Annotated in this window: 12 protein-coding genes and 3 tRNA genes; 8 read left to right on the top strand and 7 right to left on the bottom strand. The window is 69.5% G+C overall.

The window, feature by feature from the left end:
* Nucleotides 1-6: 6 nt before the first annotated feature.
* Both purN and purM read right to left on the bottom strand, forming a co-directional pair.
* Complete coding sequence (purN, locus tag P8627_RS14930) at nt 7-612, bottom strand: phosphoribosylglycinamide formyltransferase (protein WP_279965052.1); 606 nt, start codon at nt 610-612, stop codon at nt 7-9.
* Nucleotides 609-1,658 carry a phosphoribosylformylglycinamidine cyclo-ligase gene (gene purM, locus P8627_RS14925; RefSeq protein WP_279965051.1) on the bottom strand — a complete coding sequence of 350 codons (1,050 nt, stop codon included), beginning with the start codon at nt 1,656-1,658 and terminating at the stop codon, nt 609-611. The genes purN and purM overlap by 4 nt, the downstream gene beginning before the upstream one ends.
* Nucleotides 1,659-1,797: 139 nt before the next feature.
* Between purM and P8627_RS14920 the strand changes: the two genes are divergently transcribed.
* Nucleotides 1,798-1,874 (top strand) — tRNA-Ile (locus P8627_RS14920).
* Between the two features lie 6 nt (nt 1,875-1,880).
* Here P8627_RS14920 and P8627_RS14915 read toward each other — a convergent pair.
* Entirely contained in the window at nt 1,881-3,155 is a 1,275-nt protein-coding gene (locus P8627_RS14915) for an ATP-binding protein (RefSeq protein WP_279965050.1), read from the bottom strand.
* Here P8627_RS14915 and P8627_RS14910 point away from each other — a divergent pair.
* The 5 genes from P8627_RS14910 to P8627_RS14890 all read left to right on the top strand — a co-directional run bounded on the left by P8627_RS14910 (nt 3,154) and on the right by P8627_RS14890 (nt 5,324).
* Nucleotides 3,154-4,038 carry an MBL fold metallo-hydrolase gene (locus tag P8627_RS14910; RefSeq protein ID WP_279965049.1) on the top strand — a complete coding sequence of 295 codons (885 nt, stop codon included), beginning with the start codon at nt 3,154-3,156 and terminating at the stop codon, nt 4,036-4,038. The two genes, P8627_RS14915 and P8627_RS14910, sit on opposite strands and share 2 nt — an antisense overlap.
* Before the next feature lie 58 nt (nt 4,039-4,096).
* A tRNA-Asn gene (locus P8627_RS14905) sits at nt 4,097-4,171 on the top strand.
* Between the two features lie 222 nt (nt 4,172-4,393).
* Nucleotides 4,394-4,467: transfer RNA gene (locus P8627_RS14900), tRNA-Gly, on the top strand.
* Nucleotides 4,468-4,524: 57 nt separating this feature from the next.
* Nucleotides 4,525-4,842: a hypothetical protein gene (locus P8627_RS14895; protein ID WP_279965048.1), complete on the top strand. Its 318-nt coding sequence runs from the start codon at nt 4,525-4,527 to the stop codon at nt 4,840-4,842.
* Entirely contained in the window at nt 4,839-5,324 is a 486-nt protein-coding gene (locus tag P8627_RS14890) for an acyl-CoA thioesterase (protein WP_279965047.1), read from the top strand. The genes P8627_RS14895 and P8627_RS14890 overlap by 4 nt, the downstream gene beginning before the upstream one ends.
* A gap of 34 nt (nt 5,325-5,358) precedes the next feature.
* Here the strand turns inward: P8627_RS14890 and pgi are convergent, their stop codons facing one another.
* The 4 genes from pgi to P8627_RS14870 are packed head-to-tail and all read right to left on the bottom strand — an operon-like array spanning nt 5,359 to nt 10,264.
* A complete protein-coding gene (gene pgi / locus P8627_RS14885; RefSeq protein WP_279965046.1) occupies nt 5,359-6,948 on the bottom strand; it encodes a glucose-6-phosphate isomerase in 1,590 nt (529 codons plus the stop codon).
* Between the two features lie 11 nt (nt 6,949-6,959).
* Nucleotides 6,960-7,631, bottom strand: a complete 672-nt coding sequence (pgl, locus tag P8627_RS14880; RefSeq protein ID WP_279965045.1) for a 6-phosphogluconolactonase — start codon at nt 7,629-7,631, stop codon at nt 6,960-6,962.
* Between the two features lie 14 nt (nt 7,632-7,645).
* Nucleotides 7,646-9,097 (bottom strand): glucose-6-phosphate dehydrogenase, encoded by a 1,452-nt coding sequence (gene zwf / locus P8627_RS14875; protein ID WP_279965044.1) that lies wholly within the window; start codon nt 9,095-9,097, stop codon nt 7,646-7,648.
* A gap of 18 nt (nt 9,098-9,115) precedes the next feature.
* A complete protein-coding gene (locus P8627_RS14870) occupies nt 9,116-10,264 on the bottom strand; it encodes an anhydro-N-acetylmuramic acid kinase (RefSeq protein ID WP_279965043.1) in 1,149 nt (382 codons plus the stop codon).
* 64 nt (nt 10,265-10,328) lie between these two features.
* Here P8627_RS14870 and tyrS point away from each other — a divergent pair, with 64 nt between their 5' ends.
* Both tyrS and P8627_RS14860 read left to right on the top strand, forming a co-directional pair.
* Nucleotides 10,329-11,582: a tyrosine--tRNA ligase gene (tyrS, locus tag P8627_RS14865; RefSeq protein ID WP_279965042.1), complete on the top strand. Its 1,254-nt coding sequence runs from the start codon at nt 10,329-10,331 to the stop codon at nt 11,580-11,582.
* A gap of 78 nt (nt 11,583-11,660) precedes the next feature.
* Nucleotides 11,661-11,852 (top strand): hypothetical protein, encoded by a 192-nt coding sequence (locus P8627_RS14860; RefSeq protein ID WP_279965041.1) that lies wholly within the window; start codon nt 11,661-11,663, stop codon nt 11,850-11,852.
* Nucleotides 11,853-11,874: the final 22 nt, after the last annotated feature.

Below are 11,874 nucleotides of genomic sequence, written 5' to 3'. Positions count from 1 at the left end.
CCCGGTCTAGGTCATTCCGTCGGGCGGGGGAAGGTCGATGCGGGTCCGGTCGCCCGAGGCGAAGCGGCGCAGGACCGCCGGGTAGAGGCGATGCTCCTGCTGCAGCACGCGCGCGGCCAGGCGCTCGGGCGTGTCGTCCGGCCGGACGGGGACGCGGGCTTGGCCGAGGATCGGCCCGTCATCCAGCGCGGCGGTCACCTCGTGGACGGTGCAGCCGGCCTCCCGGTCGCCCGCCGCCAGCGCGCGGGCATGGGTGTCGAGGCCGCGGTATTTCGGCAGGAGCGAGGGATGGATGTTCAGCATACGGCCCTGCCAGCGCGCGACGAAGGGCGCGGTCAGGACGCGCATGAACCCCGCGAGCGCTAGGATATCGGGGGCGGCGGCTTCGAGCTTTTCCTGCAGCGCCGCCTCGAACCCGGCCCGATCGGCGAAGCCGCGATGATCCACGGCGGCAGTCGGGATCCCCAGCGCGGCGGCCCGCGCCAACCCCGCCGCACCCGGGTCGTTGGACGCGACCAGCACGGGACGCGCGGGGTGATCGCCGGTCATGCACTCGACAAGCCGCAGCATGTTCGAGCCGCCGCCCGAGATCAGGATGGCCACGCGTTTCACCAGCGCAGCTCGCCCTCGTAGCGCACGCCCGCGCCCGCCGTGACGGTGCCGATGCGCGACACGCGCTCGCCCGCCTGCGCCAGCCCCGCCGCCAGTGCGTCGGCGCGCTCCGCGGCACAGATCACGACCATGCCGATCCCGCAATTGAAGGTCTTGAGCATCTCGGAGGTCGCCACGCCGCCCGCGCTCGCCAGCCAGCCGAAGACGGGATCGGGCGTCCAGCTGCCGAGCGCGATCGTCGCGCCCAGACCGTCGGGCAGCACGCGGGGCAGGTTCTCGGTCAGGCCGCCGCCGGTGATATGCGCCAGCGCGTGCACGCCGCCCGCCCGGATCGCGTCCAGCACCGGCCGCACGTAGAGCCGCGTGGGCGCGAGCAGCGCCGCGCCCAGCGCGCCGTCGACGAAGGGCGCCGGGTCCTGCCAGCCGAGCCCCGCATGTTCGGCCACGCGCCGCACCAGGCTGAAGCCGTTGGAATGCACGCCGTCCGAGGCGAGGCCCAGCAGCACGTCGCCCTCGGCGACGCCATCCGGAAGCGCCGCGCCCCGTTCCATCGCGCCCACCGCGAAGCCCGCAAGGTCGAAATCGCCCTTCGCGTACATGCCCGGCATCTCCGCCGTCTCGCCGCCGATCAGCGCGCAGCCGGACGCGGTGCAGCCCGCGGCGATGCCCTCGATCACCCGTGCGGCGTCCTCGGTCTCCAGCTTGCCGGTGGCGAAATAGTCGAGGAAGAACAACGGCTCCGCGCCTTGGCAGACGAGGTCGTTGACGCACATCGCGACCAGATCGATGCCCACGCCGTCGACCTGCCCCGTATCGATGGCCAGCCGCAGCTTGGTGCCCACGCCATCTGTGGCCGCGACCAGAACGGGATCCGCGAAGCCCGCGGCCTTCAGATCGAACAGCGCGCCGAACCCGCCGAGGCCCGCCATCGTGCCCGGTCGTTCCGTCGCGCGGGCGGCGGGCTTGATGCGGTCCACCAGCGCGTTGCCCGCGTCGATATCCACGCCCGCTTGGGCGTAGGTCAGGCCGGTCTTCTCGTCGCTCATGACGCTCCCCCGTGGCTTCTGCGCGACCTAGCAGGCGGGCCACGGCGCGACAATCGCCCGCGCGCGCCGTCGCGTGACGCGGCGCATGCGGCCCACCCGGTCTTGACCGGCGGGGCCCGTCTGGTACCGCTGGCGGCGGGGGCCTGTAGCTCAATTGGTTAGAGCAGAGCGCTCATAACGCTTTGGTTGCAGGTTCGAGTCCTGCCGGGCCTACCATCGCCCCTAGCGCGGGATCACGATCTCGGCCTTCAGCCCGCCCATCTCGGACTGGCCCAGCCGCAGGGTCCCGCCATGCGCGCGCGCCACGTCACGCACGATGCTGAGGCCTAGCCCGACATTGCCCCGCGTGTTGCTGCGCGCGCCGTCCAGGCGGGCGAAGGGCCGCACCGCATCGGCGCGCTCGGCCTCCGGGATGCCGGGGCCGTCATCCTCCACCGCGATGACCAGCGCCGCGTCGCTGCCGCTGACCCGCACCCGCGCCCGCTCGCCGTAGCTGAGCGCGTTGTTGACGAGATTGGCGACCGCGCGTTTGAGCCCCTCGCGATAGAGCGGGACCTCCAGCGATCGGCCCTCGACCGGAACCCCGCGGCCCGGGGCGGCCATCTCGACCGCCTCGCGCACGACCGCGAGCGCATCGGCGGCCGCGCGCGTCTCGGTCGCCTCGTCGCGCGCGAAATCGAGGAAGGTGTCGATGATCCGCTCCATCGCCTCGACGTCGCGGGCCAGGGCGGCGGCCTCCTCGCCCTCCATCATCGACAGTTCCAGCTTCATCCGCGTGAGCGGCGTGCGCAGGTCATGGCTGACGCCCGACAGAAGCAGCGTCCGCTGCTCGATATGCCGTTCGATCCGCGCCCGCATCGCCAGGAAGGCGGTGCCCGCCGCCCGCACCTCGGTCGCGCCCGAGGGCCAGTATTCGGCGGGCTGACCGCGTCCGAACGCCTCCGCTGCGCGCGCCAGCCGGCGGATCGGGCGGATCTGGCCGCGCATGAACAGGAAGCTGATCAGCGTCATCAGAAGCGCCACGCCCGCCATCAGGACGAGAAGCTGGTGCGGGTTCGAGGCCGAGACGTTCGAGCGCGCGAACCGCATTCCGGTCCCGTCGGCGAAGCCCAGCGCGACCGTCTTGCGCATGGCCACCGTGTCCACGGCGACGAGATCGGGGAAGATCTGCTGCAGCCGCTCGCGCATCGCCCGCGCCGAGAGGTCCCAGATCCGGATCCGGCTTTCCGCCGGCGGCGCGGTCAGCGAGATGCCCAGGGGGACGGCCAGATCCGCGCGGTCGCGCACCAGCGCGATCTCACGCGCCATGTTGGTCGTCATCTGGACGGTGACGTCCTCGTAATGGCGTTGCAGGAACATCACCGCGACCGCTAGGTTCAGCGTCACGATCGGGACGATGAGGATCAGCGCCGCGCGGGCGTAGAAGCTGCGCGGCAGCCAGCGGCGCGACAGGCTGCGCCGCGTGGGGCCCGACGAGGTGGCGGAGGAACCGGACATGGGCGAGACCTATCCCGCGCCGGGGCCGGACGGAAGCGGCCTGCGCGCCGTACTGGCGCCGAATCCCTCGCCGATGACGCAGGCGGGCACGAATAGTTGGATCCTGGGCCAGCGGGACGTGGCCGTGATCGACCCCGGCCCGGCCGATCCCGCGCATTTGGCGGCGCTGTTGCGCGCGGTGGACGACCGCCCGCTGACGGCGATCCTCGTGACGCATTCGCACCTGGATCATTCGCCCGCCGCGCGCCCGCTGGCCGAGGCGACGGGCGCCCCTGTCCTGGCCTTCGGGCCGTCCGAGGCAGGGCGCACGCCGGCCATGGCCGCCCTCAGGGGCGTCGCCGGTGGCGAAGGCGTCGATCCCGACTTCCGCCCGGATCGCGCCCTGTCCGATGGCGAGGAGATCGCGGGCGCGGGCTGGTCGCTGCGCGCCCATTGGACGCCGGGCCACATGGCGAACCACATGGCCTTCGAATGGATCGAGGCCGAAACCGTCTTCACCGGGGACACGGTGATGGGCTGGGCATCGACCCTGATCTCGCCGCCGGACGGCGATCTGGGGCAATTCATGGAGAGCCTCGACCGGCTCGCCGGGCTCGGGGCGCGCCGCTTCCTTCCGGGCCACGGCGCCGCGGTGGATGACCCCGCCGCGCGCTGCCGCGACCTGCGCCGTCACCGTGAGGCGCGGAGCCGCGCGCTTCTGGCCGCGATGGACCGCCCGGTGACGATCCCCGCGCTTGTCGCCCGCGTCTACGCCGACACGCCGCCTGCGCTGCACCCCGCCGCCGCGCGCAACGTGCTGGCCCATCTGATCGAGCTCGCCCGGTCCGGCCATGTCGCCGCCACGCCCGGCCTCGCGCCCGACGCGACGTGGCGACGGCTCTAAAATCTGCGCCCGCCCCCTTGCGCGACGCGCCCGCCTTGGCTAATCCCCGCCTCGGTGTTCCGGCGTAGCTCAGCGGTAGAGCAGTTGACTGTTAATCAATTGGTCGTAGGTTCGATCCCTACCGCCGGAGCCACCTCAAATCCCTGATTGGACAGGGCCTCGACCGGGCGTCTTCTGCCGGCCCCGGCGGGCTGACCGTTCACCTCTCCAGCGATCAAACCGCGATGGCCGATCGTCCCGGGACGGGGTCCGGCGCGCCCGAAACCGCTTGTCAGCATCTGCGGCCGGGGCTAATCAGGCCGGTGACGTCGGCCCTCTCGACCGTACGCCGCGGCGTCGCGACGGGGTCGGCTGCGCGGGTATGGTGAAAAGGTATCACGCGAGCTTCCCAAGCTTAAGTTACGGGTTCGATTCCCGTTACCCGCTCCACCCCGTTTCTCGCGCCGGACGCTTGCCGGACCGCGCCGCCGGTTTAGCTCCGCAGCCATGAAACAGATCCTGCTTCCCCTCCTCCTGATCGCTGCGCCGCTTCCGGCCGCGGCGCAGGCCTATTCCGAATTCCTCGTCGTGCGCTGCAACGCCAAGACCGGCGGCAGCAGCTTCACCACCAGCCTCGAGGTCCATTTCCCCGGCCGTGACGAGATCGTCCATGTCGTGGGCGAAGAGGGCCTCACCGACGAGATCGCCTATGACGGCCCGCAGGCGGTCGCCTGGGTCCGGTCGCTCTATCCCGAGCAGACCGCCGGCGCCGAGGCCTATTACGACAATGCCTGCGGCTACGAGCAGGGGCAGGACGACGATTGAGCGACCCGCCCTTTCTGACCCCGCTTACCGGTGAGGCGCTGCGGGCCGCCGGCGTGCCCGCGCCTTTCGCCTTCGGCCAGGCCGACCGCGTGCGGTTTCGCGAGCTCGACGTGCTCGATCACGTGAACAACGCGGCGTATCTGACGTGGTTCGAAAGCTTTCGCATCGCCTACATGCGCGCCTACGGCATCAGCAGCGGTCCGCAGGCGGGCGAACGGCCGGTGCTGGTCCTGAAATCGGTGGGCGTCGATTATCACGCGCCGCTCTATCTCGACGACGTCTATGTCGTGGCGGGCCGGACGCGCGCCTTCCGCAACACCTCCTGGACGATGGAATACGGCGTCTTCCGGGACGGGGCGCACTGCGCCTCGGGACATGCGGTGATCGTGCTGGTGGAGCCCGACTTCGTCACCCGGAAGCGGCTTCCGGCGCATTACATCGAGGCGTTTCGGGACCGGGACGGCGCAGAATTTGAAGGCTAGAGCAACGACATTTCAATTGCTTGCGCGGTGATCTTCATCCGCGCCAGCCCAGCAACCGATCGAGCAGCGCGCGGGTCGAGGCATCCTTGCCGGACGCGTCCGCCCCCTCGACCAGCGGCCCGAGCGACGTGGCGAGCTCCTTGCCCAGCTCCACCCCCCATTGATCGAAGCTGTTGATGCCCAGCATGACCCCTTCGACGAAGACGCGGTGCTCGTAGAGCGCGACGATGCCGCCCAGAACCGCCGGCGTGAGCTTGGGATAGACCAGCGTCGTCGACGGACGGTTGCCTTCGAAGACGCGGTGCGCGGCCTGGCGCTCCAGCTCGGCGCCGTCGAATTTGCCTGCGATCTTCGCCTTCGCCTCGGCTAGGTCGCGCCCCTTCAGAAGCGCCTCGGACTGGGCCAGGCAATTGGCCATCAGCAGGCGTTGATGATGGTCGAGTTCCGGCTCGTGCCCCTCGGCGGCGACCATGAACTCGCAGGGCACGGGCGTCCGGCCCTGGTGGATCAGCTGGTAGAAGGCGTGCTGCCCGTTCGTGCCCGGCTCGCCCCAGACGACCGGACCCGCGGGGCCGGGCAGCGTCTCGCCCGCCATCGTGACGCCCTTGCCGTTGCTCTCCATCTCGAGCTGCTGGAGATAGGCGGGCAAGCGCGCGAGCCGATTGTCATACGGCAGCACGGCGCGGGTGGGCAGGCCGCAAACCTGGTGGTGCCAGATGCCGACCAGGGCCAGCAGGGCGGGCATGTTGCGGTCCAGCGGGGCCTCGCGGAAATGCGTGTCCATCTCGCGCGCGCCGCGCAGGAAGGCGTCGAAATCGCCCGGCCCGATCGCGATCATCAGCGACAGCCCGATCGGCCCCCACATCGAGTAGCGCCCGCCGACCCAATCCTCGAACCCGAAGACGCGCGACGGGTCGATCCCGAATTCCGAGGTCTTCTCCACCGCCGAGGACAGCGCTGCGAATTGCGCCGCCGGGTCGTCCACCGCGCCGGCCATCCAGTCGCGCGCCGTCTGCGCGTTGGTCATCGTCTCGATGGTGGTGAAGGTCTTGGAGGCGACGATCACGAGGGTCGTGCCGGGATCGAGCGACTTGGCGGTCTCGGCCCAGTCGGCGCCGTCGACATTCGACACGAAATGGCAGCGTGGCCCGTCATGGTACGGCGCGAGCGCCAGCGTCGCCATGGCGGGGCCGAGATCGGATCCGCCGATGCCGATATTGACGACATCCGTGATGCGCCCGCCCTGCCCCGCGAAAGCGCCTGATCGGACATCCTGCGCAAAGCCGCGCATCCGCTCCAGCGTGTCGCGCACGCCGGGCATCACGTCCTGCCCGTCGACCATGACCGGCGCCTCGCCGCGCAGGGCGGTGTGCAGGACGGCGCGGCCCTCGGTCTCGTTGATCGGCGCACCGGTGAGCATCGCGTCGCGGCGCGCGGGCACGGTTTCCGCCATCGAAACGAGTGTTTCCAACGCGTTTACAGTCAGCGCCGTCTTAGACGCATCGAACAGGAACGGGCCGATTTCGAGCCGCAGACAGGCGTTTCGCTTGTCGTCCTTCAACAACTCGCCGATCCGCGCGCCGCGATGGGCCTTCAGCGTCTCGATGCCGGTCCAGAACTCCATGATGCTCTCCTTCAGGGGGCCCAATGGACGGTCGCGTCGCGCAGGAAGGCCGCGATCGGCGCCGTCAGCGGATCGCGTTTCCGGGCCCGCTCCAACGCCTCGCGCTTCGCATCGCCCATGATCAGGACATGCGTCTCCATCGCGCCGGCCAGAACGCGCCGCGTCAGCGTCACGCGCGGCTCGCCCGCGCCCTCGGCCCGCATCGCCATCAGGATCGGCGCATCGTCGGCCATGGCGTCCGCCAGACGGTCGGCGCCGGGAAAGAGGCTGGCGGTGTGCATGTCCTCGCCCATGCCGAGAAGCAGAAGCGAGATCGGAAGCTCGGCCTCGAAGGCGGGGGCGAGATCGGGGATGCCCGCTTCGGGCGTTTCGGCGTCGTTGACCAGCGGCACGTGGACGGCCGCCGCCGCGCGGTCGGTCAGGAGCGTGCGCTTCAGGAGCGCGGTGTTCGAGCGCGCGTGATCCTCGGGGACCCACCGTTCGTCGTTGAGGAAGACATGCACGCGGCCCCAATCCAGATCGACACCCGAGAGCGTCGAGAAAGTCTCGCCCGGCGAGCTGCCGCCGGGAACGCAGAAGCTGGCCCGCTCGTGCACCAGCAGGCAGTTCTTCAGCGCCGAAGCCAGCTCGTCGGCCAGCCCCATCGCCAGCATCTCGCGGTCGGGATAGGTCTTGAGTTCCATCGCAGCCCCCCTTCTCAGATATCCAGGTCGCGCCACCGCCGATTGTCGCGATGCATCAGCATCAGCGCCTCTTCCGGTCCCGAGGTCCCGGGCGCGTAGCCATGCGGGCGGTCGCGCTTCTCGGTCCAGGCCTCGATGATCGGATCGGTCCAGGCCCAGGCGGCCTCGACCTCGTCACCGCGCATGAACAGCGTCTGGTTGCCCCGGATCACGTCCATGATCAGGCGCTCGTAAGCGTCGGGGATTTCGTCGCCCCCGTCCAGCGCATCCGCGAAGGTCATGTCCAGCGGCACGTTGATCAGCCGCATCCCGCCCGGCCCCGGCTCCTTGATGGTGACTGACATGTCGATCCCCTCGTCGGGCTGCAGCCGGATCGTGAGGGCATTGGCCTGGCTTCCGTTGTCGCGCTCGAAGATCGAATGCGGCGTCTCCTTGAACTGGATGACGATCTCGCTGACGCGCCGCGACATGCGCTTGCCGGTGCGCAGGTAGAAGGGCGTGTGCTTCCAGCGCCAGTTCGAGATGCCGACCTTCAGCGCGATGAAGCTCTCGGTCAGGCTGTCCTCGTTCTCGGCCTCCTCGCGGTAGGAGGGATGGCCGTCGCCTTCCTTGTACTGCCCGCGCACGACGTCGCTGAGCGGCAGGGGGTCGAGCGCGCGGATCACCTTCAGCTTCTCGTCGCGCAGCATATCGGCGTCGTAGCGGTTCGGCGGCTCCATCGCCGTCAGGCACAGAAGCTGCATCAGGTGGTTCTGCACCATGTCCCGCATCGCGCCGGACTTGTCGTAATAGCTGCCCCGCCCGGCGACACCGACCGTCTCGGCGACGGTGATCTGCACGTGGTCGATATAGCGCTCGTTCCAGAGCGGCTCGAACAGCACGTTGGCGAAGCGGACCGCCATCAGGTTCTGCACCGTCTCCTTCCCGAGGAAGTGGTCGATGCGATAGATCTGGTGCTCGTCGAAACTGGCCGCGAGCTCCGCGTTCAGCTTCCGCGCGGTCTCCAGATCGGTCCCGAAGGGCTTCTCGACCACGAGGCGTGAATTCTCGCAGGCGATGCCGTGCTCGCGCAGCTTTTTGGCCAGCGGGCCGAAGATCCCGGGCGCGACCGAGAAATAGAACGCCTTGCAGACCTCGTCGCGCACGCTGTCATGCAGCTCCTTCCAGCCTGCATCGCCCATCGCATCGACGGCGATATAGCTGCAGCGCTCGCAGAAGGCGTCGATCACCTCGGGCTTGCGCTTGGGCTTGGAGACGAACTCCGCGATCGCCTCGCGCACTTCCTTGCGGAAGGCCTCGTCGTCGAGCTCGGAGCGCGCGGCGCCGATGACGCGCGCGCCCTCGGGCATCTGGCCGGCGAGGAAGCGGCGGTAGAGCGAGGGAATGATCTTGCGCTTCGCGAGGTCGCCCGTGGCGCCGAAAAGGATCAGATCGAAATCGTCGACGGGAATCGTGCGGGAGACCATTGGTCGCTCCTGTTATCGCTAACGGGCCCTCGCTAGCCGCGCATTCGGGCCGTGTCTAGCACTCGTGGGGAGGCGGTCCGCAACCCCCTCCGGCCGGCTGACCTGCCCGCCCCCGACGGCGGCCTTCACGCCGGTCGTGCCGGGGAAGCTGGTGGGCAGCCCGCGCAGCACCCGCGCGGCCAGGAAGGCGAAGGCCTGGGCCTCCAGCATGTCGCCGTCGAGGCCGACCGCCTCGACCGGGGCGACATCGCAGGGCAGCTCCGCAAGCGCCGCCATGATCGCCGGGTTGCGCCGCCCGCCGCCGGTGACCAGCAGGCGTGCGGGCATGGCCGGGCATTGGTCCAGCGCGTGGCGGACCGTGGCCGCGATCACGGCGACCCAGGTCGCGGCGGCGTGGCTGGGCAGCAGCGCGTCAATCTCGGCGCCCGCGGCTCTCCAGGCGTCGCGGTCGAGCGATTTGGGCGGAACGCGGAAGAAATAGGGGTGACGCAGGAAGGCGGCGACGAGATCCGCGCGCGCTTCGCCCTCGCGGGCCAGGGCCCCGTCGCGGTCGAAGGGCTGGCCCAGCCAGTCCAGGCACAGATCGTCGATCGGCGCGTTGGCGGGCCCGGTATCGAAAGCCAGGAGCGCGCCGTCCTCCTCCATCGGTTTCGCGGTATCGACCCAGGTCAGGTTGCCGACGCCGCCGAGATTGAGGAAGGCCAGCGGCACGTCGGCCCCGACATGGCGCGCGCAGGCGTGGTGGAAGGCCGGCGCGAGCGGCGCGCCCTCGCCGCCGAGCTGCACGTCCGCGCCGCGGAAATCCCAGACCACCGGCGCGCCCAGCACTTCGGCCAGCACCCCGCCATCGCCCGCCTGGTGGGTGCGCCGGTTCGCGGGATCATGCGCCAGCGTCTGGCCGTGGAAGCCCACAAGCTCGGGCGTCTCGAAGCGCGACAGCAGTCGGGCATGGGCCGTTTCGACCACCTCGGCGGCCGCCGCGACGGGCGCGTCGCCCGGCCAGGCGCCCAGCGCGGCGCGGATCGTGGCGCGCTCGTCCGCGTCGTAGGCCCGGTAATCGGAGGCCCCGAACCGGTCGATACTCTCGCCGTCGGTCCACAGCTCCGCCGCGTCCACCCCGTCGAGGGACGTGCCCGACATCGCGCCTAGCACTCGGATCGGCTGCATCTCCCTTCCCCTCGCCTGCCGCCCGCGCTAAGCGGAACGACACCAGAAATGCACCGGAAGCCCCATGACCTACCACCCCAAATCAGACTTCCTCGCCGCGATCTCGGAACGCGGCTTCGTGGCGGACTGCACGGATCTGGAAGGCCTGGACGACCGCTTCCGCAGCCAGGTGGTGACCGGCTATATCGGCTTCGACCTGACGGCGACCTCGCTGCATATCGGGAACCTCGTCCAGATCATGTTGCTGCGCTGGATGCAGAAGACCGGGCACCGCCCGATCACGCTGATGGGCGGCGGCACGACGAAGGTCGGGGACCCGTCCGGCAAGGACGAGATGCGCAAGATCCTCTCGGTCGAACAGATCGAGGCCAACGCGGCCGGCATCCGGCAGGTCTTCTCGCGCTACATCTCCTACGGGGACGGACCGACCGACAGCCCGCTGGTGAACAATGCCGAATGGCTGGACCGGCTGGGCTACATCGATTTCCTGCGCGACATCGGCAAGCATTTCACGATCAACCGCCTTCTCGCCTTCGACAGCGTGAAGTCGCGCCTCGACCGAGAACAGGCGCTGTCCTTCATCGAATTCAACTACATGCTGCTGCAGGCCTACGACTTCCTCGAACTCTATCGCCGCCACGGCTGCATCCTGCAGATGGGCGGGTCGGACCAGTGGGGCAACATCGTCTCGGGGGCCGACCTGATCCGCCGCGTCGAGGGGGTTCAGGCCTTCGGCCTGACGACGCCGCTGGTGACCCGGTCCGACGGCAAGAAGATGGGCAAATCCGCCGAGGGGGCCGTCTGGCTGAACGAGGACATGATGACCGCCTATGCCTTCTGGCAGTGGTGGCGGAACGTGGACGATGCCGATGTCACCAAGTTCCTGAAGATGTTCACCGAGCTGCCCATCGATGAATGCCAACGGCTGGGCGCGCTGCGGGGGTCCGAGATCAACGACGCCAAGATCGTGCTGGCCAACGAGGTGACGACCCTGCTGCACGGGCCCGCCGTCGCCGAGGCCGCCGAGGCGACCGCGCGCGAGACCTTCGAGAAGGGCGGCGCGGGTGCGGACCTGCCCACGGTGACGCTTCTCGACGACGAGGTGAAGAACGGCATTTCGATCGTCCAGCTGATCCTGCGCGCGGGGCTCGCGAAATCCGGCAAGGAAGCCAAGCGGCTGATCGCCGAGGGCGGGGCCCGCATGAACGACGAGCCGCTGGAGGATGCGGGCCTGATCCTCGATGCCGGCGCGCTGGCCGTGCCGATGAAGCTCTCGGCGGGGCGCAAGCGCCACGCGCTGGTGAAACTGGAAAATTGATGGGAACCTGCGGGCGGCCAGCCCCGTTGTTAAACTGACCACAAATCTGTAACCGCACATCCAGACTGGAGGATTGCCATGAGCGCCCCCGACACCGATCTCAAGAAGCAGGAAAAGCGGCATTTCGGTCCGCTGCTCGGAATCTCCGCCGGGCTCGTCCTCGCCATCGTTCTGATCGGCGCCTTCGTCTTCACGCAGGTCTCCCCGCCCGAGGGCGAGGAGGCCGAGTCCGTCGAGACCGCGCCCGCCGCGACCGTCGAAAGCGACTGAGTTCACCCTCTCGCAGCGAATG

Origin of the sequence: Jannaschia sp. GRR-S6-38 (genome assembly GCF_029853695.1) — a bacterium.
GTDB classification, from domain to species: Bacteria; Pseudomonadota; Alphaproteobacteria; order Rhodobacterales; family Rhodobacteraceae; genus Jannaschia; species Jannaschia ovalis.
The sequence above is the reverse complement of the archived record's forward strand: the minus strand, read 5'-3'. Positions and strand labels throughout refer to the sequence as shown.

Coding starts and splice junctions, on each gene's coding strand:
- zwf (WP_279965044.1), bottom strand. CDS start 9,097: ATGGTCTCCCGCACGATTCCCGTCGACGATTTCGATCTGATCCTTTTC.
- tyrS (WP_279965042.1), top strand. CDS start 10,329: ATGACCTACCACCCCAAATCAGACTTCCTCGCCGCGATCTCGGAACGC.
- purM (WP_279965051.1), bottom strand. CDS start 1,658: ATGAGCGACGAGAAGACCGGCCTGACCTACGCCCAAGCGGGCGTGGAT.
- P8627_RS14915 (WP_279965050.1), bottom strand. CDS start 3,155: ATGTCCGGTTCCTCCGCCACCTCGTCGGGCCCCACGCGGCGCAGCCTG.
- P8627_RS14870 (WP_279965043.1), bottom strand. CDS start 10,264: ATGCAGCCGATCCGAGTGCTAGGCGCGATGTCGGGCACGTCCCTCGAC.
- P8627_RS14910 (WP_279965049.1), top strand. CDS start 3,154: ATGGGCGAGACCTATCCCGCGCCGGGGCCGGACGGAAGCGGCCTGCGC.
- pgl (WP_279965045.1), bottom strand. CDS start 7,631: ATGGAACTCAAGACCTATCCCGACCGCGAGATGCTGGCGATGGGGCTG.
- pgi (WP_279965046.1), bottom strand. CDS start 6,948: ATGGAGTTCTGGACCGGCATCGAGACGCTGAAGGCCCATCGCGGCGCG.
- P8627_RS14895 (WP_279965048.1), top strand. CDS start 4,525: ATGAAACAGATCCTGCTTCCCCTCCTCCTGATCGCTGCGCCGCTTCCG.
- P8627_RS14860 (WP_279965041.1), top strand. CDS start 11,661: ATGAGCGCCCCCGACACCGATCTCAAGAAGCAGGAAAAGCGGCATTTC.